Here is a 21,831-nt window from a genome sequence, read left to right as displayed (position 1 = left end):
TGTTTGTTTTTAGTTAGTTATATGTAAGTTCTAATTATATAATAATTATGTGTTTACATTTTTAAATTGAATAACCTGCCTAAACCAGATCCATATAAACCTGTGCGTTTTTTATTTTATAAAAATGTAAATAGTAAGATAAAAACGAATTACATTTTACGACTATATACTCCTCTATGAATTATCAATTGCATAATTCAGAATGATTTCAATATCCGCGAGCATCAGATTTATTTTTTAAATTCTAAGTACCAGATTTATGAAATTAAATTACTCCCTTTTTGATTTTAAAGTAACAAAAAGAGTTTTGCTATGCCTTGTATTGCTTTTGCCGATATTTTCTTTTTCTCAAAATTGTACTGTTAATGCAAACGTAGACAGGATAATTTGCCCTGGAGGAGAAACTGGACTTCCTGTTGATCAGTTTGTTTTATTAGGTACAGCCAATGCAGATGCAGGATTAGGTTATTTGCAAAATCCAAATTGGAGTCAAATATCAGGACCTTCTGTTATTATTGATGATCCCGCCAGTCTTCAGAGTTTCGTAAGAGGTGCCAGTCCGGGAAATTCGTATGGTTTTAGACTAACAGCACAATGTCAGGATGGTTCGACGGTATTTGATGATTTTGTTATTACTATAAAACCCATAACATTGGCAAATGCTGGAACAGACCAAACATATTGCCCGGGAACGTATGCTTTAAATGGAAATCCAACAGGAGCTTCTGAAACTGGAACCTGGACAATAGAAGGAAGTAATAATGCAGGTATTAGTATCAGTAGTCCAAATTCGCCAAATTCCGCAATAACAATTTCAGGTGCTGTATCAGGTACAACAACACTACGATGGACAATAGTGAATAGTGCTTCAAATTGCCAAAGTTATGATACAGTAACCATTACTACTTTGGGAGGCATTGAGCCTGTAACTGCAGGCGGGGATATTACACTCTCAAACTGTTATTCTTCGACACAAAATGTAAATCTAAATGGCAGCTTTGGCGGCAATACTTCCGGACAGCAAATAGGTACCTGGACGGTGGTATCCGGACCAAATGTTCCTAATTTTTCAAATGCCAACGATAACAATACAAATGTTAATGGTTTAATAGAAGGAACCTATGTTTTAAGATGGACAGTTGTGGGAAACTGTGCTAACGGAACCGATGAAGTTACCATAACTGTTCCGGCACCAACAGCAGATGTTACCAATGTTTTAAATGCTAATTTTGTTTATTGTGATGGCAGAACCTCAACTGTTTTACAAGGAACAATTCCGTTATATGTAAATGAAACGGTACAATGGTCGCAAACCGGTGGACCTGTTACGGCTACAATTCAAAATCCCAATTCATCTTCAACACTGGTTACCGGTATGACAGCACTGGGAACTTATAATTTTTTATATACCTTAAACAATAGTACAACAGGATGTACTTCTACAGGAATTTACAATGTTACTTTAGAAGAAGTAATATCCATATCTGGCGGTCCGGACCAGACATTAGGATGCAGTGAATTTTCGGCAACTATTCCGGTTACCTCAACAGGTAACGGACAAATGAGCTGGCAAATCGTTAGCGGTCCAACTCCTTACACCATTACATATCCTTCTTTTCCGACACCTTTGGTTAATTTTTCAGGAAACTCAATAGTAATTGACAGCTTAAGAGTTTCAGGTATTTATGTGATCAGATTAATAAAAGAGCCAAATCCGGGAAGTCAGTGCGAAACGGTTTATGACGATGTTTCAATAGTAATTTCAGCACCGCCTTCAGCATCAAGCGGAGGAACGCTTCAAAATTTAGCCTGCAATTTAACCACCGCACAGTTAGCAGGAAATACACCAACAAGAGGACGAGGAACCTGGTCACAGGTTTCAGGGCCTTCAACGGCGGTATTCTCTGATATTAAAAATCCTGAAACAACAGTATCCGGATTAATAAGTGGTAAATACAGGTTTAGGTGGACTATTTCTGGCGGACCGGCTTGTAGTGTAACACAAAGTATAGCAGAAGTCATTGTATCAAGTGCAACACCTACACCAGCACAAGCTGGTAATGATCAGTCCATTTGTTTTGGTGCACCGGTTCAGTTACAGGCAAATGCAGTGATTGCAAGTGAAATAGGAACATGGACAGTTTCTCCAGCTGCAGGAGTAACTTTTAATGATATAAATGACCCTAACGCAATTGCTTCCGGACTGGCTCAAAATACAACTTATACTTTTACATGGACGATTGTAAATGGTTGCGGAACGTCTTCGGATACTGTAGATGTAACTACAAATGCTACTCAAGGCGCTACTGCAAATGCCGGTACAGATCAATGTCTTGCAACAGGTACGACATCGTTGACTTTAGCAGCAACTGATCCGTCACCAGGAACAGGTTTATGGATACAGACAGCGGGAGCTACAGCAACAATTACAAATCCTGCCCTGTATAACACAACGGTAACGGGATTAAATGATGGTAATTATGAGTTTCAATGGACAGTAAGCAACGTTGGTTGTACGGATGCGCAAGATAGTGTTGCCATAACAATTGCTCCAACAATTACAGTTGCGCAGGCTGGAAATGATCAAAACATTTGTGGATCTTCAGCAACACTGGCGGGAAATGCTCCAGCTGCAGGTGAAACTGGTTTATGGGAATTTGTGAGTGGAGGAGATGGTCCAATAATTACAGATCCTACAAATCCTTCAACAACGATTACGGGTTTAACACAAGGTTCGTGGGTCTATAAATGGACTATTTCCAGAGGTGCATGTGCTTCTTCTTCAGATTCTGTTCAGCTTAATATAAATCAGGCACCATCGACCGCAATAGCAGGACCGGATCAAACGGTTTGTAATCAGACAAGTGTAACGCTTGGCGCTACAGTACCAGATGCCGGTACTACTGGTTTGTGGTCGTTAATAAGCGGACCAAATTCGCCTGTTTTTTCGAATGTAACAGCTGCAAATTCAACTTTGTCAGGATTGATAACAGGAGAATATATTCTGGAATGGACAACCAATACCGGAATAAATTGTCCTGCGAGCACAGATCAGGTAAGTATAAAAGTAACTGAAGTTGCGGCGGCGGGTTCAGATTTTTCTACTTGCTTAGTTGGTCCTCTTTATTTGACAGGAAATCCAACCAGCACAGGAACCTGGACGTATGTTTCCGGCGGAAGCGGAGCACCAACTATAACAGCAACAGGAAACAATAGTGCTGCGGTAACTGGACTAATACCGGGTGTATATGTTTTTAGATATACAATTCCGGTACAAGGTTCCTGCCCGCAATCTTCAGATGATATTCAGGTAACGGTTAATGGGCAAGCGTCTACAGCCAACGCAGGGCCTGATCAGGTTTTGTGCAGCGCTAATTTGCCGGCACAGGAAATTCAGCTTGCAGCAACAAGTCCGATACAAGGAACCGGATTATGGACGGTACTTTCTGGACCTTCAGGAGGATCTTTTGATGATGCAGCACTTCCTAATGCAAAATATATTAATCCCGGATTTGGAATTTATGTTTTTAACTGGACAGTAAGTTCCGGAAGCTGTAGTAATTCAGATCAGGTGAGGGTTGAATATGCCGCTTCACCTTCAGCCGCAGTAGCAGAAGGCGATAATGCAATTTGTGGTTCTGTGACAGAGCTAACGGCAACACCGCCAACTGTAGGAACAGGAAAATGGGCTCAGATTTCCGGACCTACAACGGCTGTTTTCAGTTCGGAAATTTTACCAACGACAACAGTTTCAAATTTAACCCAAACTGGAGGTGTATATGTTTTTAGCTGGACTGTTACAAACGGAACAGTATGTACAGCAACAACTACTAATGTTCAAATTACAGTTACAGCAGATTTAACGGTTCCGCAAGCTGGACCAGACCAAACAATCTGCCAGTCATTAACGGCGACTTTAGCAGCAAATACAATTACAGTAGGAACTGGAGAATGGTCACAATTTAGCGGACCAAATTTTGGATCTTTTTCTGATACTTCAAGTCCAACTGCTACATTTACGCCTAATGGAGCCGGAACTTATGTTTTACGTTGGACAGCCACTAATCTTTCCTGTATATTTTTTGACGATGTAACAATAATTGCTGATCAATTGCCTACAGCTTCTGTTGCAGGATTGCCAATTTCGATATGTGAATTTCAAGCATTAAATTTAGCAGCAAATACACCAACAGTCGGAACGGGACTGTGGACACAAATTTCCGGACCTGCAGCGGTAGTTTTCGAAACGCCATCTTCTCCTGCAACAGCTGTTTTTGGTACTCAGGCGGGAGCATATGAATTTCAATGGACTATTTCAAGCGGTTCCTGTCCTCCAAGTTCCAGTATTGTATCTGTTACAATAAATCCTTTGCCTCCTTTGGCAGATGCGGGAATTGATCAGACTATCTGTAATGCATCAACAGTAACATTAAATGGAAATAATCCTTCGACCGGAAACGGAATCTGGACTTTTGTTTCGAATCCCGGAAATACAGCAGCAATTACAGATCCAAATGTATTTAATACAACAGTAACAAATATTTCAATTGGAACAACACGATTAAAATGGACAATCAGCAATGGTTCTTGTACGGCTTATTCAGATGAGGTAAATATCGATAGACCGGCAGATTTGGCGACTTCGGCATTAGCAAATGACAGTACAATATGCGAAGACGGAACCATAACTTTAAACACCACTCCTTCAGGAAGTATAGCACCTTATACCTATCAATGGCAATCATCAACAGATGGAACAACAGGTTGGACAGATATTTCAGGACAGACCAATGCATCCTTTACATCTGTTAATAATCTAACTGCCGGAGAATATTATTACAGGGTAAATGTGTCCAGTACTTGTGCTCAGATCACCAGTAATGTGGCTAAACTTACTATTATTCCGGATCCTGTTGTTACCACGCAGCCTATAGGAAATACGATTTGTTCCGGCAATACACATACCATGAATGTGGCTGCAGCTACAACAAACCCAAATGCGGGAACAATTGCATATCAATGGCAAAGTTCAGTTGACGGAGTATCAGGCTGGACAAATGTTTCCGGAGGAACCGGCGCTAATACAGATACTTATACAACTGCCGGATTAACTGATAATTTGTATTTTAGAGTCCAGATTACACAATCAGGAAGTGGTTGCGAAACTTTCTCAAATCCGGCATTAGTAACAGTTACAACAATAACAGGAGAACCTGTAACTCCGCCAGCAATTTGCGTAGGAGGATTTGTAAATCTTAATGTGACAGCATCTGTAAACGGAGGCACTGGAACGTTAAGTTATCAATGGCAAAGTGATTCAGGTTCCGGTTTTGTAAATGAAACCAACCCAACAGCAACAACAGCAAATTTTACATCAGATGCTTTGTCTGTTACCACACAATTTAGATGTTTAGTCACATCGTCAACAACAAATTGTATTTTAACTTCAAATGCAGTTACAGCAACTGTGGTTTCTGATCCGGCAATAGCGGCACAGCCAACAGCGGGTGTGGTTTGTACGGGCGGAACTTATACTTTATCGGTTTCGGCAACCGGAGGAACTCCTGGTTTAAATTATCAATGGTTTAGCAGTGCAGATAATGTAAGCTTTACATTAATTTCCGGAGCAAATTTAAATACTTATACAACTTCGGTTCTAACTTCAGATACCTATTATAGAGTAGATGTTTCAGCAACAGGAAACGGTTGTAATTCTATTATTTCAAATAGTGTTTTAGTAGATGTGATTCCTGATCCCGTTGTTACAACACAGCCAGTTGGAAACACGATTTGTTCCGGCACAACGCACACCATGAATGTTGTTGCTTCCGGTAATGCAGCGGGTGGAACTTTAATTTATCAATGGCAAAGTTCTTTAGACGGAACATCAGGCTGGGCGAATGTAACAGGCGGTATAGGAGATACAACAGACTCTTATACAACAGCAGCATTAACATCAAATTTATATTATAGAGTTAGAATAACACAAGCTTCCAGTGACTGTGAGGTTTATTCTGATACAGCTCCGGTATTTGTTACTACAATTGGAGGACAGCCAACAACTCCTGCTGCTATTTGTGTAGGAGGAACAGTGAGTTTGAGTATAACCGCCTTAATAAATGGAGGTTCCGGAACATTAAGTTATCAATGGCAAAGTGATTCAGGTTCCGGTTTTGTAAACGAAACAAATCCAACAGCGACAACAGCAAATTTTACATCAGATGCTTTGTCTGTAACGACAATTTTTAGATGTATAGTTACTTCATCAGCCACAAATTGTACATTGATTTCTGATCCGGTTACGGCAACAGTGGTTCCTGATCCCGCTATAACGGTGCAGCCGGCAGGAACGACAATTTGTTCCGGAGGAAATCATACTTTATCAGTAACAGCAACGGATGGAACTCCGGGTTTAACCTATCAATGGTTTAGCAGTACAAATAATATAACATTTACAGCTATTGCAGGAGCAACTGCCTCAACTTATGTAACACCGGTTCTAACCCAGACAACCTATTACAGGGTTGATGTTGCTGCCAGCGGAAATGGCTGTACGACAATTACATCAAATGTTGCAACCGTAACCATTTTATCAGATGTTTCGATTGCAGTACAGCCCGTTCAGAAAACAAATATTTGCAGCGGATCAACGGCAACCCTAAATGTAACAGCAAATGGTGGTTCAGGAAATTACACTTATCAATGGAAAAATTCTATTGTTCTGGCAGGTCCGTATAATGATATTCCCGGAGCAACTTCGGCAAGTTATACAACTCCTGCCTTAACGCAAAATACTTATTATCAAGTTGTAATTTCAGATAGTACTCAGGGATGTGATCCTGTTGCATCCTCTATTGCAGCAGTTATTGTTCCAAGTATTACCACACAGCCAAGCGTACCTCCAACAGTTTGTGTTGGTGGAACTGTTTCGGTTTCCGTGCAGGCATCTTCAAATGGTGGTTCTGCTAATTTTACATATCAATGGCAAAGTTCAGCAGACGGAACAACCGGATGGACAAATGTTTCTGGCGGAACAGGCGGTTCAACAGCAAATTATACATCAGGACTATTAACAGCAACAACTTATTATCGCTCCATTATAACGGCAACAACTCCTTCTTGTACACTTATCTCAGATGTTGTTGCTGCCACTGTAATACCAGATCCTGTAATAGCTTTACAACCTCTAGGCGGTAACATTTGCGAAGGCGGTATTTTTACTTTAACATCGAATGCCACAAACGGTTCCGGAACTTATAGCTATCAATGGCAAAAATCTTTAGACGGAACTACCGGATGGGCAAATGTAACAGATGGATCAGGAGCAAACACAACATCATATACAACCGGAGCACTAAATGCAGATACTTTTTATAGATTGCAGGTAACTGATCCTGGTATTGGTTGTGGAGTTGTCAATTCGGATGCGGCAAAAGTAGCGGTTTTCGAATCCCCAATAATAAACTTACAGCCTGTAAATGGACAAGTTTGTATCAATCAACCCCATACTTTTACGGTTACTGCAACAGGAAATATTCCTTCAGGTACTTTGTTATATCAATGGCAGACTGCATCAATCTTAACCGGACCATACACTAATGTAACTGACGGAACAGGCGGAACAACAGCTTCATATACAACACCACCGTATGCTACAGCGGGCAACAGATATTTTAGAGTTTTAATTTCGCAATCACAATCAGGCTGTCAGACTATTTCAAATCAGGTTACATTAAATGTTTTCGATTTGCCGGCTGCGCCTGTTGGTACCGTAACACAGCAGCCTTCTTGTACCATTGCAACCGGTACAGTAGCAATTACCAATCCTGATTTAGGTACTGGATATGAATACAGTAAAGATGGAATAAATTTTCAGGCAAGTAATATATTTACCGGATTACCTACCGGAAATGTACAGATTTATGTACGACGAATTAGTCTGAATACTTGTATTTCTGCAGGAACGCCCTTTACAATTTTTAACCGAATATGTGCAAATCCGGAAGCCTTTGCTTCAATATCCGGTGATGTTGGAGGAAATACAGGAACACAGACGATTTTAGACAGTGATACATTAAACGGAATTCCGGTAACAGCTTCAAATGTTCAGGTAACAGTAAATTCTATTTCAAGCTATCTGACTTTTGATTCCTTAACCAATACTATTGCTGTTGCAGCAGGCACACCGGCTGACAATTATACACTTACTTATACCATTTGCGAAGTTGGAAATTTAAGCAATTGCTCCACAACAACTGAAACTATAGAAGTGACAACGGCTGGTATCGATGCCAAAATTGATATTGTAACTCCTGCCGTAAACGGATATACCGGAGCAACAAATGTTATCAATGCACTCACAAATGACAGATTAGCGAGCGCACCGGCAACTTTATCAAATGTAACGCTGTCAGTAACCAGTCCGGCTTTACCTGTAAATCCTGCCGTTTTAAATGTACCATCTTTAGATGTGAGTACCGGAAACGTAAATGTGCCGGCAGGTACCGTAAAAGGTCTTTATGAAATTAAATACAGAATCTGCGAAATTGGCAACCCTTCAAATTGCGATACAGCAAGTATTTTAGTACAGGTTGAAGCGACAATAATTGATGCGAATGATGACAAAGCAGAAGATATTAATGGATATACCGGACAAGTTAATGTTGTTAACGCGCTGACAAATGATCGTTTAAACGGAGTTTTGATTACGGCAGCCAATAGTAATGAAATTACAGTAACGCAGGAAACCGGTGCAACAGCTATTTATCCGGGTGCCAATGTACCGGTTTTCAGCACAACAACCGGCTGGGTATCTGTACCGGAAGGAACTCCTGCTGATACGTATTATATTACTTATCATATTTGCGAAAAATTAAATCCGGCAAACTGTTCAGATGCTAGTATTGCTATAGTGGTAGATCCGGCCCCGCTTATTGTCAACGATAATCTGGTGCCAAATGTAAACGGATATGAAGGAGCTGTCAATATAATTAACGCCTATACCAGCAATGATACTTTTAACGGAGCCGTTTTAAACATTAATCTGGCAGGTCTTTTAACTCCAACGGTTTTAATTCCGGCAACCCCAAAAACGGCTGGAGCACCAGTTCCGGAATTAGTTGTAGCTTCAGGAAGAGTTAATATTCCGGAAGGAACACCTGCAGGACAATATCAGATTAAATATCAAATTTGCGAAAATCTTAATACGCCAGCAGTTCCGCCAATAAGTGGAGATTTGAGAAAAGGCAATTGTGATGATGCCGTTATAATAATCAATGTGGTAGCACCTCCTATTGTGGCAAACGACGACGATGTGGCAAATATTAATGGTTATACAGGCGCTGCAAATATTATCAATGCTTATGATAATGATACATTAAACGGAGGATCACTCGATCTTTCGGGCATAACGACAACTATTGTTTCGTATCCAAGTGCCATAAATGGCGGACCAATTCCGACTTTGGATCCCGCAACTGGTTTTGTTAGTGTTCCTGCGGGAACTCCGGCCGGAGAATATAAAATTGTTTATGAAATTTGCGAAAATCTTAATACCGGAAATTGTGATCAGGCCATTATAACCATTACAGTAATTCCGGCGCAGATAGACGCAGTCAATGATATTCCGTTTGCTTCAATAAATGGATTTACCGGAAATGCGAATGCTATAAATGCCTTAGACAATGATACTTTAAACGGAGCATTGGTTCTTCCTTCAGAAGTCCAGATAACAGTTTTAATTCCGGCGGCTTCAATCAACGGAAGTTTAGTGCCAATATTAAATCCGTTAACCGGAAATGTAGATGTACCGGCAGGAACCGCAGCAGGAACTTACAATATAACGTATCGCTTAAGCGAAAAAATTAACCTTAACAATACTGATGTTGCCCTTATTTCGATAGAAGTTACCGCTCCCGTTATTGAGGCAAATGATGATTCACTTACAAATGTAAACGGTTACGTTGCCACATCAAATGCAATTAATGTATTATCAAATGATACTCTTAATGCAGCTGTTACGGATGTTTCTAAAGTAAATATAACTGTTGATGCCGTTGCTGCGCCAATAAACGGCGGACCAGTTCCTGTATTAGAACCATTAACAGGATATGTTAGTATTGCAGCCGGAACCCCGGCAGGTAATTATGAAATTAAATATACCATTTGCGAAAAAATAAATCCTGCTAATTGTAATGATGCCAGCGTATTTGTAGAGGTTATTGGAGCTCCAATTTTAGCAGTCAATGATTCAGTGAGCGATATTAATGGTTATACCGGTGAAGCAAATGTTGTTAATGCGATTACTAATGACGTATTAAACGGAGTTGCCGTTCAATTACCACAAATTAATATAAGCTCAATAAGTACCACAAATCCGCCGGATTATGTTTCAGGAAATCCGGTTCCGGCTCTCGACATCACAACAGGAAATGTAAACGTACCGGCAGGAACAGCAGCAGGAACCTATACAATTCATTATGGAATATGTGAAAAATTAAATCCGGCAAATTGCAGTGAAGCAGATATTACAGTTGAGGTAGATGTTGCCGGAATTATTGCTAATAATGATATTGATCTCAATGTAAATGGTTATACAGGAGCGGTAAATGCATTGAATGTTTTAGATAATGACAGCTTTAATAATGCTGCGATAACTAAAAAAGCAAAAGCAGTTCCTATAAATATTAGTCAAATTACGATTACTGTTTTAGATCCTGCTGATCCTATCAACGGAAATCCAAATGTGCCATCTCTTGATCCCGCAACCGGAATTGTTAGTGTACCGCCACAAACTCCTGCAGGATTATATAGAATAGAATACCGAATTGCAGAGAATTTAAACCCTGCCAATTTTGATGATGCAACAGTGTTTATTACCGTAACCGCAACATTGATAGAGGCTAATAATGATACTGTTTTAAATATTAATGGTTATCAGGGTCAGGCCAATGTTATAAATGCAATTGCAAATGACAATCTTAATGGAGTTTCAGCCCAGTTGCCTGAGATTACAATTGCAGTAGTAACTCCTGCTGCTTCAATAAACGGAGGTCCGGTACCCAATCTGGATATCACAACAGGAAATGTAAATGTTCCGGCAGGTACGCCAAGCGGGGATTATACGATCAGATATCAAATTTGCGAAAATCTAAATCCTGCAAATTGCAGTCAGGCAGATATTATTGTAACAGTTATTTCAGGTCCGATACTTGCAAATGACGATAATATTGGCGGAATTAATGGTTTGGACGGAGCAAATAATGTATTGAATGTCTTAACAAATGACTTATTGAATAATACAGCACCAACAGCATCACAAGTAAAAATAAACGTGGTTTCGCCTGCAGACAGTATCAATTCCGGATCAGTTCCTGTTTTAAATACTGCGACAGGTTCTGTAAGTGTTCCGGCAGCAACTTCATCTGGAATTTATACAATCGTTTATGAAATATGCGAAAATTTAAATCCTGCAAATTGCGATCAGGCAGTAATTAAAATAACAGTTTTACAGCCGTCTGTTACTTTGGTAAAAAGAGGAATATTCTCAGATACAAACGGAGATGGTTATGCACAGCCCGGAGAATTAATTAAATATACCTTCTCGATTACCAATACCGGAACCATAGCTTTAAATAATGTTATTGTTACAGATCCAAAAGCAGTTGTTTCCGGAAATCCAATTGCCACTTTAGCAGTTGGTCAGATGAATGTTACAAATTATACCGCAACTTATGTATTAACGCAGGTCGATATCAATTTAGGAACTGTTACCAATCAGGCGTTAGTGACAGCACAGCCGTTGACAGGAAATGCGATTCAGGATTTATCAGACAGTGATGATCCTAATTTAATTGGAAAAGACGATCCTACAGTAACTCCGGTAAACCAATTGAAAAAAATAACATTGATCAAAGGAGGAAGATTAACCGGAAATGGCGGCGCAGGATCTGTTATCAATTATAGTTTTATTGTTAAAAACACAGGAAACGTTATTTTAAGCAATATAGTAATTGCTGACCCAATGCTGGGTGCCGGAACAATAGCAGTAACGCCTAATGTGCTGGCACCCGGACAAATTGGTACTGCAAGTGCTTCGTATACCGTAACTGCAGCAGATGTAGTGCAAGGCGAAGTTATTAATACAGCCGTAGTAATAAGTGATGCTCCTGACGGAACACAGGTAACTGATATTTCAGACAGTGACGACGGAAATCTTTTAGGAGATGACGACAATACAGGAATTGACCTGAATACAGTTCCGGCAGTTTCCATTATAAAAACAGCGGTGTTTAATGATGAGAATAAAAATGGCTATGCCGAAATAGGTGAAACCATAACCTACCATTTTAGCGTAACTAATACAGGAAATATACTCTTGGTAAATGTAGTGGTAAAAGATCCTAAACCAGGAGTTACTATTAGCGGTGGCCCTATAATTTTAGTGCAAAACGAAACTGACAACGAAACCTTTACCGGAACATACTTTTTAACAAGTGCAGATATAGATGCAGGAAATGTAGAAAATCAAGCTGTAGTCGAAGCTGCAAGTCCTGATGGTTTGAAAACTACAGATATCTCTGATGATAATTCTAATTTGGAAGATGATCCCACAATTCTTCCTCTTAACGCATGTAAAATTATTGTTTATAATGCTGTTTCGCCTAATGGTGATGGCAGAAATGATATTTTTAAAATTGCCGGAATTGAATGTTATAAAGATTCCTACGTACAAATTTATGATCGTTGGGGAGTTTTAGTGTATGATGCTTACGGTTACGATAATAATTCGATTGCCTTTAGAGGAATTTCTGAAGGAAGAGCCACTGTCAACAAACAAAAAAGACTTCCGGACGGAACCTATTTTTATGTAATCACTTATAAAACATATCTCAATGAATCTGTAAGTAAAACCGGTTATTTGTATTTATCCGGAAATTAATCTGTAAAACCAGAAATAAGACGAATATTCATTGAACAAAATCAGCTGTTATGAGAACTATATTATTTGCCTCAGTCATTATATTCATAACCCTTAGCGGTTATGCACAGCAAGATGCACAATATACCCAGTATATGTATAATACCATAAATATTAATCCGGCATATGCTGGTTCTCGTGGAGCATTAAGTATTTTTGGCTTATACCGCACACAATGGGTTGGGTTGGACGGAGCTCCGGAGACCAGCAGTTTTTCTGCCAATACGCCTATAAATAACAGCAATCTAGGCGTTGGAGTTTCACTTGTTAATGACAAAATAGGACCAACGAATGAGAATAATTTTTCAGTAGATTTTTCGTATACCGTACAGGCATCTGCCAATTTCAAGCTGTCGTTTGGTATAAAGGGAACGGCGAATTTATTTAATCTGGACATCAATAAATTAAATCCCGAAGATCAGGGAGATCCACAGTTTCAGGATCTGGATAATAAATTTTCGCCCAATGTAGGAGCAGGAGTCTATTGGCATTCTGACAATGCATACATAGGTTTATCAGTTCCTAATTTTATCGAAACAAATCGTTATGATGATAATGATATCGCCATTTATAAAGATAAAATCAATTATTATTTAATGGCTGGTTATGTATTTAATCTGGACCGTTACGAGTATTATAAATTTAAACCTGCCGTACTTGCAAAAATGGTAGAAGGCGCCCCGTTGCAGGTAGATATATCTGCTAACTTTATGTTTATAGACAAATTTGTCCTTGGCGTGGCATACCGGTGGAGTGCATCTTTGAGTGCCATGGCAGGATTTCAGATAACAGAAGGTCTTTATGTAGGATATGGTTACGATCGTGAAACTACGCATCTTAACAATTATAATTCAGGATCACATGAAATATTCCTGCGTTATGAATTTATTAAAAGCACGAGTAGAATGAGTACTCCACGTTTCTTTTAAAACCAATAATCATGAAAAGTTACAGCGCTTTATACCTGACAATTTTAAGCATTTTTTCATTCAATAGTTATGCGCAGCAAAGCAAAATTAATGATGCTGATAAAAGCTATAACAAATATGCCTATGTTGATGCCATTAAAATATATGAAAAAGTAGCTGAGAAAGGATATAAATCTGAAGATATGTTCAAAAAGCTGGGCAATTCGTACTATTTTAATTCAGATTATGAAGCGGCTGCAAGGTGGTACGGAGAATTATTTGCGATGAATACTGCAGTTGGGTCTGAATATTATTACCGATATGCCCAGTCTTTAAAATCAACAGAACAAATTGATAAGTCTAATAAACTCATGGAAGAGTTCAATACTAAATTTAATCAGGATAAAAGAGGTTTTCTTTATAAGGAAAACACTAATTATCAGTATCTTATCAAAGCTAATTCTGGACGTTATAAAATAGAAGATGCAGGTATTAATTCTAAATATTCAGACTACAGCACCTTTGTCTATAACAATAAAATATATTTTGCCTCTGCAAGGGACACAGGAAATTTTTCTAAAAGAATACATACCTGGAGCGGAGAATATTTTACCAATCTGTATGTTTCAAATATAGATTCTGCCAAGGTAGAAAAGTTTAAAACAGCTTTAAATTCTAAATTTCATGAAGCTGCTCCAGCCTTTACCAGAGATGGTAAAACAGTTTATTTTACCAGAAACAATTATGTAAAAGGCAAAAAAGGAAAAGACGAACATAAAATTACTTTTGTAAAAATTTATAAAGCGAGTTTAGAAAATGGCAAATGGACAAATATTACAGAACTTCCGTTTAACAGTGATACGTTCAGTACCGCACATCCTGCGCTTAGTCCGGATGAAAAGACTTTGTATTTTGCTTCTGACAGGCCGGGAACAATAGGTCAGTCTGATATTTACAGAGTTGAGGTTCATGCTGACGGAAGTTTTGGAAAACCTGAAAATCTGGGAAAACCTATTAATACGGAAGGCAGGGAAACTTTTCCGTATGTTACGAATGAAAATGAAATTTATTTTGCTTCAGACGGTCATCCCGGACTTGGCGGACTGGATGTTTTTGTGGGTAAAATAGAAAGCAACGGAACTGTAACTGATATTGAGAACGTTGGGGAAGACGTTAATTCACCAAAAGATGATTTTGCCTATATAATTGATCCTGTTACCAGAAAAGGATATTTTAGTTCTAATAAAGACGGAGGACAAGGTTCTGATGATATTTATAAGTTTTTAGAAACCAAAAAACTGCAATGTATCCAGGAATTGGATGGTATTATTACAGATGCTGAAACCGGAAGTATATTGCCCGAAACCAAATTGTCACTTTATGAAAATGAAACCTTAATAAACTCAACCTTTTCAAATCTTTCTGGCTCTTATAACTTTGCAGTTGTTTGTGGCAAAACATATAATGTACGAGCAGAGAAAAAAGAGTATACCACCAAAGAAGTAAATGTCAGTATTTTAAAAATAAGCGGAAAAACCAGCTTGCCAATTGCGATGGATAATGCGAAATGTAAAGTAACGATTGGTGATGATTTAGGAAAATGTTTTGGCATTAAAATGATCTATTTTGATTTGGATAAATCAGATATCCGACCTGAAGCTGCCGTTGATTTAGAAAAAATACGAAATGCCCTTATTGAAAATCCAACAATGAAACTCGATATACGCTCGCATACAGACAGTCGCCAGACACGCTATTACAACGAAGCCTTATCAGATCGAAGAGCGCAGTCAACTGTAAAATGGCTCATTAAAAACGGAATAGATCCCAGTAGATTAACTGGCAGGGGATATGGAGAATCAGAGCTCCTAAATGGTTGTTTTGATGGCGTAAAATGTACCGAAGAACAACATCAGGTAAACAGGCGAAGTGAGTTTATAATTACTGCTTTATAAAAGTAAAATGAGTTTAGATAACATAAAAAAATCCCCTTTAGCAGAAGGGGATTTTAATTTTGCGACTTAAGTTTATTTTGATTCAGGCTCAAAAAGATCGTCTGAATTATCTGTAATAGGGATATACAAACGTTCCCAAACATCAGTATCAACCATATCCCAGCTATGACCTTTACCTTTTAGATCTTCTGCAAGTAAAATTACACCCGGTTCTATGATAAAAGTGCTTCCATCAGATACCTTAAATCTAATTTTGCCCTTTACTGTTATTACATATTGTTTTCTGGGCGCAGGATGTGCATTTTTTTCCCATTCTTCGGTTTTATTGCTGTACCAGAACGAAGCAGTATTCATATGCTTTAAAGACGGGATAGAACCTTTCTCGAATGAACTCGTGCCATCAGGATTATTGATAAGGCGGTAAGCAGGAATCTCAGCCGCTTCTTCCAATGGTTTCACTGATACATTTTTGTGATTTTGAGCAGTATTGCTGTTTGCTGTCATAAGGACTACAGATAGGATAAACCCTTTTAATAAATTTTTCATTTGGATAGTAATTTAAAAGTAATAATTTTTTATTGAATGTAAACGGAATCGTGAACCATCATTTTATTAAAAAATGGTTTGTATTTTGCGACCAAAGCCAGATGTCCGTCAAGTTTCCCATAAGTTTCTAAGTCTTCAAGAGAATCAAACTCCATTGAGGCGTTGTAAGTAAAAGAATTGTCCATTACAGGTCTTGGAGATGAATTTGCGGGTCCGCCATAACGCACATTTTTTACATATGGCAGCTTTTTAAGCCCTTCAAAAAAGTTTTGAAACTCTTTTACCTGCGCTGCATTAAGTTCCGGTTTAAGCCAAAACAACAAATAATGAAAATAGATTGCCTTAGGTTGAGGTGCTATTATATTGCTGTTATTTGCCAATACTTTTCCTCCAATAAGCGAAAGCGCTCCGGCACTTGCTGATGTAATAATAAAATTTCTTCGTTTCATAATCGTTAGTTTTTAATTAAAGTCGATTCTGTATTTCAAAACAAACTGCCATTTTCTGTCTGATACTGTGGCCTGATTTACATCATTTAAGGCATAAATAGGGCGGTTTTGAGCATCAAAAGTCAATCTGGACGACATACCATTCATTAACAATGATACACCCGCATCATAAGTCAGTGCTTTATCATGAAGTCCGTCAAGATCAGATAACATAATACTTCCCGCAGGCTGCAGCTGCAAATTGTTCTTATCTTTATTAAAATAGGGTAGTGTACCACCAATTTGTACATAATAAGTATTACCAGTTCCTATAACCGGCGATGTATTACCGGCACCGTTAAGACTGCTTTCGGCTGCATTTACACCGCTAGCAGGATTGCTGACACCGGAATAACGGGTATAGTTAGGACCATAATTATTATTCATTGCCATGGCATAAGCGCTGAAAGAAGTACCGCGTTCTTTATTTATTGGCGTATCGTAGAAAAGGTCAACGGCAAAACTTTTTTCGTCATCATTAATGGTATTTTTCGCTTCATCAAGATGCCACAGTTCATTGTGTATGTATTCAAATCCGGCGCCTAATGCAAGTACTTTCTTTTTACCGCTATATGTTCCGGAATGAAAAGGTGTAGAATTATTTTCTGTTTCAAAAAATTCATATTTCACATATCCCGAGTAATCTTTATTAGGATGCGTTTTACTGAAAGTAGCCATATTATATTGCGGATCTGAGCTTACATTCGTGTATGGATCTGCAATAACCAAACGGTAATCAAGTTTGCCTATTTGTCCTTTTGCATATACGCTAAATTCCCTTACGGTTTCATCAGATATACCTGCGTTTCCGGTAGCATAAGAAGGAAAATCATATAACAAAGTATTCAAAGGTCCTGTCGTAAATCGCGATAATCCTTTCCAGGTAGATCGACCGGCACCGGCAGCAATAACATCATTGAATTTATACTCTGCATAAGCATCCAGAAGTTCAAATGTTGGCGATGTTTTTGTGGCTACATTTACATTTGTTAAACCTCCCTGTAATATAAAAGTGAATTTTTCTGTAGGCTGATAGGCCATTTTTACCCGTACTCTGCGCAATGATAAATCCGAAACACTGTTGACCTGTTCACCATTTACAAGACTTCCCGGATTAAGCTCTAAATAGCGTGCCCATATTTCAGTATAACCGCTAAAGGATATCGAACGCGTTTTTTCGTCGTTGAGATAATGTGTAAGAGTTGGGTTTCCAAAATCGTTCTTCTTTTGGGCATTTATAGTATTAAATAACCCGGTAAGCAGAGAAAAACATATTCCAATTTTTAAATAACCTGTTTTCATGTTTAGTTAAAATTTACATTTTGTTTGGTAGTGATCACTACTTGTTTTTGACAGGACAAAGGTAGATTCAGCATCGTCTTTGGGGTATTAGAAAACCATTAGAAAGACTATAGAATGTTATTAGAAAACTGGTTGTTTTAATTTTAAATAATTGATAGTCAGTGGTTTTTAAGTGTTAGAAAAACCAGTCTGCAAACATTGGTCTTTTTGATAAAGAAAATATTGTCGTAAATTTGACTCTGATTTTAAAATCAACCCATACAAATGAAGATATTGATAGTAGAAGATAACAGCCGTGTTTCTGCATTGCTTAAACGAGGACTGGAAAGTCAGGGTTATCAGGTTTATATTGCAGAAGAAGCTGAGGAAGGACTGATACTTTTAGAGAAAATTGATTTTGAATTGATTATCACAGATATTATGCTGGGAGGAATGGACGGAATTACGTTCTGTAAAAAAATACGCCATTCCGGAAAAAAAATCCCAATCATTATGCTGACCGCATTAGGAACTATCGATGAAAAGATTGAAGGATTTGATGCCGGTGCAGATGATTATCTGGTAAAACCTTTTGAGATAAGAGAACTTTATGCAAGGGTCAAGGCTTTGCTGCAACGCAAAAATGACACAACAAATACTTTAGAAGAGAGTTCTCAACTTACCTATAATGATCTTGTTATGGATAAACGTACCAAAGTTATTTATAGAGAAGGCGTGACGATTAACCTGACTCCAAAAGAATTTAATTTACTGCATTTTATGATGCAGAACCCGGAAAGGCTTCTTACCCGCGACGAAATAGCAGATAATGTCTGGGGCAATAATTTTGATACCGGAACCAATTATATTGATGTATATATCGCTTATCTTAGAAAAAAGATAGACAAAGGTTTTGATCAGAAACTCATTCATACAAAAGTGGGAATGGGATTTATTTTAAGTAGTAAAATATGAAATTAGTAACCAGAACAGCTCTTACATATGCCATTTTAACTGCTTTTATTCTTTTTGTTTTTGCCTACAGCGTATATTTTGTATCTGAAAGAAACAGAAAAGAGGAGTTTTTTGACCGTCTGGATTATAAAATAACCTGGCGAGCCGAGTTTATATTTGATGCGCAGATTAATAAAGACCTTATAAAATTTCTTCATACAAAAAACAAAAAAGTCCTTAATGAAGCCGATATAAGCGTTTATGACAATAAGTTTAACCTTTATTTTTCTGATAATATACCGCCTCTTGGCAATAAAAAAATATTGCAGTCGATAAAAAAGAATAAATACCTAAACTGGTCTGATGATAAATACCAATACCGCGGTATTTTATACACAGATAATAATAAAGAATTTTATATCGTAGGACGAGCAATCGATGTAAGCGGTCTTAATCATATTAATGCATTTAAGGAAAATGTAGTTTATGTGTATTTTATTTCTATAGTATTGATATTTATTATTGGTTTTGGATTTTCCTATTATACCTTAAAACCACTAAAGGATATTATTTTTCAAATCAGGGATATATCAGAACACAATCTTAATAAGCGTATAATTGTCCCAAAAGCCAAGGATGAGCTTTATGAACTTACGGAGACTTTTAACGATACTTTTAACCGATTAGAGAAATCGTTCAATAATCACAGGAATTTTGTAACCACAATATCGCATGAGTTTCGTACGCCGCTTTCGATTTTAATTGCTGAAATTGAATTGGGAAAAGAACTAAATCAGACTATCGATGATTATAAAGTGTCCTTAGACAATGCCTTGGAAGAAGCAAATCATGTTTCTCAGCTTTCGACTGCACTTCTTGATTTTGCAAGGGCTAATTATGATATATCACAAATAAAAATGTCAAATATTCGAATCGACGAAGTTCTTGTTGACGCCAAACTAAATTTGCTGAATAAAAAAGAGGTAAAATATAAAATAGGCATAAGTTACACGAACTTAGAAGACAGCGATTCGAATTTCTATAATTATATTGGTAATCCGTATCTTCTGCAAATTGCTTTTTCTAATATTATGGAAAATGCCTGCAAATATTCAACAGATCATTCCTGCCATGTAGACATAAAGGCTTCTGCTGAAAGTATTATTCTTACGTTCTCTGATAACGGAATTGGTATTCCTGAAGAAGATCTCGAGAAAATCTATAATTTGTTTTACAGAGGAAAAAATAAAAGCCACCAAATAGGGTATGGCGTTGGTTTATCAGTCGTAAAACAAATTCTCAGCCTTCATAATGGTTTAATCGATGTGAAATCTGTTGTGGGAAAAGGAACAATATTTACCGTTACGATGCCGGTAAGAGCCGGTTTGTAATGTTTTTTTGTATTAGAATTTGCACAACCTTGCTTTATATAAAAAGGGACAGATTTTTTCTGTCCCTTTAATTTTACTTTTCGATCTTATTATTGCGGCAAATAGATATTAAATGTAGCGCCTTTCATAGGGAATGCCGTTGCTGTAATTATACCGTTGTGATTTTCGACAATTTTCTTTACAATAGCCAGACCAATTCCTGTGCCATCATACACATCTCTGCTATGAAGCCGTTGAAATACACCAAAAATTTTCTCACTATGTTCCGGTTCAAAACCTATTCCGTTATCCTGAAAAACGATATGGCAATAGTTTTCGGATAAAGCCAGCTCTTCATTTTGAAGTTCTTCGCCTTTTTTAATACAGCTTTTAATTTGAATTTCAATCGGAATTTCTTTTTGGGAGAACTTCAGCGCATTGTTCAGTAAATTCTCCAGAAGCTGCACAAACAAGAACGGAATAATTTTAGCAGGACCATGAAGATCCGTAATAATCGCTGCGCCTTTTTCTGAGATATTCTCCTGCATGGTTTCTTTCAGGTCTTCGACTAATTTATTTAAATCAGTAATTTCAAAAACCCGATCAGCAATATTCGTACGTGAAAAAACCAGCAAATCGTTAATTAAATCCCGCATTCGATTGGTAGAATATAATATCCTTTCAAATTTGCTCTTGCCTTCAGCAGTCAGATTTGGATATTCATTAGCGAGTATAATATTCGTAAAAGTTTGTATTTTTCGCAAAGGTTCCTGAAGATCGTGGCTTGAAATATGAGTAAAGGCATCGAGTTCAATGTTTTTCTTTTTAAGCTCAGTGGCATATTTTTCTATTGCCTGATATTGCGCCGCCAATTCTTCATTAGCTTTTGTAATCTTAGAATTTAGCGTTCTCGTTTCTTCTTCCCTGAACCGTAATTCCCTGTTTTTTTTATACAGCTCCGTAAACACAGCGACTTTTGCCTGAAGTATTTCACGTGACAACGGTTTAATCATATAATCTACAGCACCGGACTGATATCCTTTAAAAATGTAATCTGTAGTATTCATATTGGCTGTCAAAAATATAATAGGTACATCTTTTAGCTTGTCGCTCTGACGTATGAGTTCTGCGGTTTCAAATCCATCCATAAGAGGCATTTGTACATCCATCAAAATGATAGCAAAATCCTGATTTTTAAGTAAAATTCGTAAGGCATCTTTACCGGACGTTGCCTCAACAAATTCATAGCCTTTATCAGCAAGGATGACTTGTAAAGAAAGTAGGTTTTCTTTTTTGTCATCAACGATTAGTATTTTAACAGCGTGTTCTTCCATGGGGCTTAGTATTAAA

The 21,831-nt window shown here is 37.8% G+C and carries 9 protein-coding genes; 5 read left to right on the top strand and 4 right to left on the bottom strand.

What is annotated here, in order from left to right; translation table 11 throughout:
* The first annotated feature begins 259 nt into the window (after nt 1–259).
* The 3 genes from BXU01_RS00440 to BXU01_RS00430 are packed head-to-tail and all read left to right on the top strand — an operon-like array spanning nt 260 to nt 15,842.
* On the top strand, nt 260–12,940 hold the full coding sequence (locus BXU01_RS00440; protein ID WP_083691200.1) for a gliding motility-associated C-terminal domain-containing protein: 12,681 nt from the start codon (nt 260–262) through the stop codon (nt 12,938–12,940).
* Between the two features lie 50 nt (nt 12,941–12,990).
* Nucleotides 12,991–13,908: a type IX secretion system membrane protein PorP/SprF gene (locus BXU01_RS00435; RefSeq protein ID WP_083691199.1), complete on the top strand. Its 918-nt coding sequence runs from the start codon at nt 12,991–12,993 to the stop codon at nt 13,906–13,908.
* An 11-nt stretch (nt 13,909–13,919) separates the two neighbouring features.
* Nucleotides 13,920–15,842 (top strand): OmpA family protein, encoded by a 1,923-nt coding sequence (locus tag BXU01_RS00430; protein ID WP_083691198.1) that lies wholly within the window; start codon nt 13,920–13,922, stop codon nt 15,840–15,842.
* 72 nt (nt 15,843–15,914) lie between these two features.
* Here BXU01_RS00430 and BXU01_RS00425 read toward each other — a convergent pair whose 3' ends face one another.
* From BXU01_RS00425 to BXU01_RS00415, 3 genes are read right to left on the bottom strand one after another with little or no spacing between them, the layout of a single operon-like run.
* The gene (locus tag BXU01_RS00425; protein WP_082421207.1) at nt 15,915–16,388 is read right to left on the bottom strand and encodes a hypothetical protein; all 474 of its coding nucleotides are present in this window, start codon (nt 16,386–16,388) and stop codon (nt 15,915–15,917) included.
* Nucleotides 16,389–16,417: 29 nt separating this feature from the next.
* A complete protein-coding gene (locus tag BXU01_RS00420; protein WP_083691197.1) occupies nt 16,418–16,837 on the bottom strand; it encodes a Dabb family protein in 420 nt (139 codons plus the stop codon).
* 12 nt (nt 16,838–16,849) lie between these two features.
* Nucleotides 16,850–18,178 (bottom strand): hypothetical protein, encoded by a 1,329-nt coding sequence (locus tag BXU01_RS00415; RefSeq protein ID WP_083691196.1) that lies wholly within the window; start codon nt 18,176–18,178, stop codon nt 16,850–16,852.
* A 264-nt stretch (nt 18,179–18,442) separates the two neighbouring features.
* On the opposite strand from BXU01_RS00415, the gene BXU01_RS00410 reads away from it, so the two are divergent.
* Both BXU01_RS00410 and BXU01_RS00405 read left to right on the top strand, forming a co-directional pair.
* Nucleotides 18,443–19,132 carry a response regulator transcription factor gene (locus tag BXU01_RS00410; RefSeq protein WP_083691195.1) on the top strand — a complete coding sequence of 230 codons (690 nt, stop codon included), beginning with the start codon at nt 18,443–18,445 and terminating at the stop codon, nt 19,130–19,132.
* Nucleotides 19,129–20,502, top strand: coding sequence for a HAMP domain-containing sensor histidine kinase (locus BXU01_RS00405; protein WP_083691194.1), 1,374 nt, complete (start codon nt 19,129–19,131; stop codon nt 20,500–20,502). The genes BXU01_RS00410 and BXU01_RS00405 overlap by 4 nt, the downstream gene beginning before the upstream one ends.
* Before the next feature lie 89 nt (nt 20,503–20,591).
* Here the strand turns inward: BXU01_RS00405 and BXU01_RS00400 are convergent, their stop codons facing one another.
* The gene (locus tag BXU01_RS00400; RefSeq protein ID WP_083691193.1) at nt 20,592–21,815 is read right to left on the bottom strand and encodes a response regulator; all 1,224 of its coding nucleotides are present in this window, start codon (nt 21,813–21,815) and stop codon (nt 20,592–20,594) included.
* Nucleotides 21,816–21,831 lie beyond the last annotated feature (16 nt).

Origin of the sequence: [Flexibacter] sp. ATCC 35103, assembly GCF_001975985.1 — a bacterium.
Lineage (GTDB): Bacteria > Bacteroidota > Bacteroidia > Flavobacteriales > Flavobacteriaceae > Flavobacterium.
Note: the sequence above shows the minus strand (reverse complement) of the source record. Positions and strands in the feature narration are given on the sequence as shown.